Raw genomic sequence first — 2218 nt, forward strand, 5'->3', positions numbered from 1 at the left:
TGAACATTTATAAGGCAAGATTTTGATGACTTTCTTAACACTGTAGTCACGAGCGGGACGCTCGCGCTAGCTAACAACTAAGATAATCAATATGGCGAATAATCCATTTTTGTCAAAACTCGATCTTCAATATTACCTATTAAATCACCAAATTTAGTACTAGTTTGTTTTTTAATTTCTATCCATTCTTTATCGGCTCGAAATTGTTCCCAAGCTTTCTTCATTGTAGCTTCATCAGTCCATTCCAAAAGATAAACGAATTCTGTTTTCTTATCTGATTTTGATTCCCAAATCGAAGAAATTTTAAAATTGTATTTCTTCATAATCTCCATTGCATTATTTCTAAATCGATCATGAAAACCCTTTTTGTTATTTTCGAATATTTCATAAATACGTAACTCATAAATCGGAGTCACTTTATTATCACCAGATACAGCAATTGTATTTTGACATTTTACAACCGATGTTGTAATTAATAACAGAGTCAATAAAAGTAGTTTCATATCTAAAATTATGGGATTCTATAAAATGCTTTTGAAACAATTCGCCAACCTTCCGAAAATTTATAGAGTGTCAGATGATCTGTAAAAATCTTCTTTTTGTTCTTAGATACATTCATAACAACTGTTGCTGCATTTCCTGATACTATTACATTCAAATATTCACTTTCAGCCTTTATTATTGGTTTACCAGCATTTTGCTTACGTCCCTTTTCAATTCCTATTATCCATTCATCCAATGCAACCGACACAACATCATTGTTATCTAATCGTAACATTTTAAAAGTAGGATGAAAACCTTTTCGTATATCTTCAATTGGCCCTCCATTGTGTATTCCGCCTATATAAGCACTTTCAATAATTGCTTTAATCGAATCCTCATCAGTCTTACTTTGTCCAAAATTTAGATTACTTACCAGAAGTAAAAAAAATAACAATTTTATTTTTCTCATAATTAATTCATTAAGTTCTATTAGCCTATAAATTTCACAGATAAAAATAATAGATTTTAATATAAAAAAAACATTTCTTGATATATATTATACTCATAATAACCAAGCAACCAAATAAGTAACCTATATCCATAAAAAAAGTCCATCATAAAATGATAGACTTTTAAGAATAACAACATAAGTAAATTATGCTGTTGGTATTTTTAATTTCCACCCAACTTGTATTAGGTCAGGATTTTTAATCACATCTTTATTAGCTTCGTAAATTGCTTGCCATGAAACTCCATGTGCTTTTCCAATTTTTGATAAGGAATCACCTCCTACAACAGTATAATCTGTTGTTGTTCCCTCAGCAACAGCAATATTCATAACAACATCAGCTGCTCTAAAATCAGGATCAATTTTTCCGTAAACAGCCCAAAGTTTTTCTTTGTCCTCAGCAGATTTTGCAGTTCCATCAACATACAAAACATTATCCTGCTCTCTTACTTCCAAATTAGCGATACCTAAATCAGTAGCTAAACTTGTTAATTCTCTGTATTTATCTTGTAAACTCATAAAATCTTTATTTAATAGTTAACTTGTTTTCAACTTTTTTAGGTTTCAATTCTTGTACACTTTTTATCAAAGCTGGTAATTGGTCTCTTTTAATATCACCTTTAAGTGTTACTACACCATCCAAAACTGTAGCAGTTACACCACTATACGTTTTTACTACCTCGTTTATCGAAGTATTTAAAACACTATCGGCATTAATTACAACAGGTGCAGCAGTAGCTACAGGCTCAGGTGCCGCAATTTCGCAGTTATTCACTACCGATTTCACTCCTTTAATTCCTTTTGCAATAGCCTCACAGCTTTCTTTGCAAGCAGCATCTTTACAAACTCCCGAAATAGTAGCTATACCATCTTTTACAGTAACTTCCATTCCTGGCATGTCACCCATTTTTGCAGCAATCTCTTTTTGAATATCTGCATCTTTGGGACCACAAGCCACTAATAAAAAAGCTAAACTCATTCCTAACAAAATAGACTTAATTTTCATAATCATGTTTTTTTTTAAATTAATTAAACGATTTAAAGTTAACGGACAAAACAACAAAATATTACAAATTATCTTACAAATTAAATTTTAATCAATTACTAAAAAATCAAAGTATTGAATAACTCTAAAACTTTTAGTTATGCAACACCTATTTTCAGTAACTACGAGTATTTCCAACCTAAGAACCATTAATATTATTTCTTAAAAAATTGAATCCAACT

Annotated in this window: 4 protein-coding genes; all 4 read right to left on the reverse strand. The window is 30.4% G+C overall.

What is annotated here, in order from left to right:
• Nucleotides 1-86: 86 nt before the first annotated feature.
• Nucleotides 87-503: an NIPSNAP family protein gene (locus tag B8T70_RS23370; protein ID WP_086896424.1), complete on the reverse strand. Its 417-nt coding sequence runs from the start codon at nt 501-503 to the stop codon at nt 87-89.
• Between the two features lie 8 nt (nt 504-511).
• Complete coding sequence (locus B8T70_RS23375) at nt 512-952, reverse strand: nuclear transport factor 2 family protein (protein ID WP_086896425.1); 441 nt, start codon at nt 950-952, stop codon at nt 512-514.
• Between the two features lie 186 nt (nt 953-1138).
• Nucleotides 1139-1510: a LysM peptidoglycan-binding domain-containing protein gene (locus tag B8T70_RS23380; RefSeq protein ID WP_039116358.1), complete on the reverse strand. Its 372-nt coding sequence runs from the start codon at nt 1508-1510 to the stop codon at nt 1139-1141.
• 7 nt (nt 1511-1517) lie between these two features.
• Nucleotides 1518-1997 carry a BON domain-containing protein gene (locus B8T70_RS23385; RefSeq protein ID WP_086896426.1) on the reverse strand — a complete coding sequence of 160 codons (480 nt, stop codon included), beginning with the start codon at nt 1995-1997 and terminating at the stop codon, nt 1518-1520.
• Nucleotides 1998-2218: the final 221 nt, after the last annotated feature.

This window comes from Flavobacterium sp. AJR (genome assembly GCF_002156885.1).
GTDB lineage: Bacteria > Bacteroidota > Bacteroidia > Flavobacteriales > Flavobacteriaceae > Flavobacterium.

Bases quoted from the DNA above. Each gene is read 5' to 3' on its own strand.
- B8T70_RS23370 (WP_086896424.1), bottom strand. From the start codon at position 503: ATGAAACTACTTTTATTGACTCTGTTATTAATTACAACATCGGTTGTA.
- B8T70_RS23375 (WP_086896425.1), bottom strand. From the start codon at position 952: ATGAGAAAAATAAAATTGTTATTTTTTTTACTTCTGGTAAGTAATCTA.
- B8T70_RS23380 (WP_039116358.1), bottom strand. From the start codon at position 1,510: ATGAGTTTACAAGATAAATACAGAGAATTAACAAGTTTAGCTACTGAT.
- B8T70_RS23385 (WP_086896426.1), bottom strand. From the start codon at position 1,997: ATGAAAATTAAGTCTATTTTGTTAGGAATGAGTTTAGCTTTTTTATTA.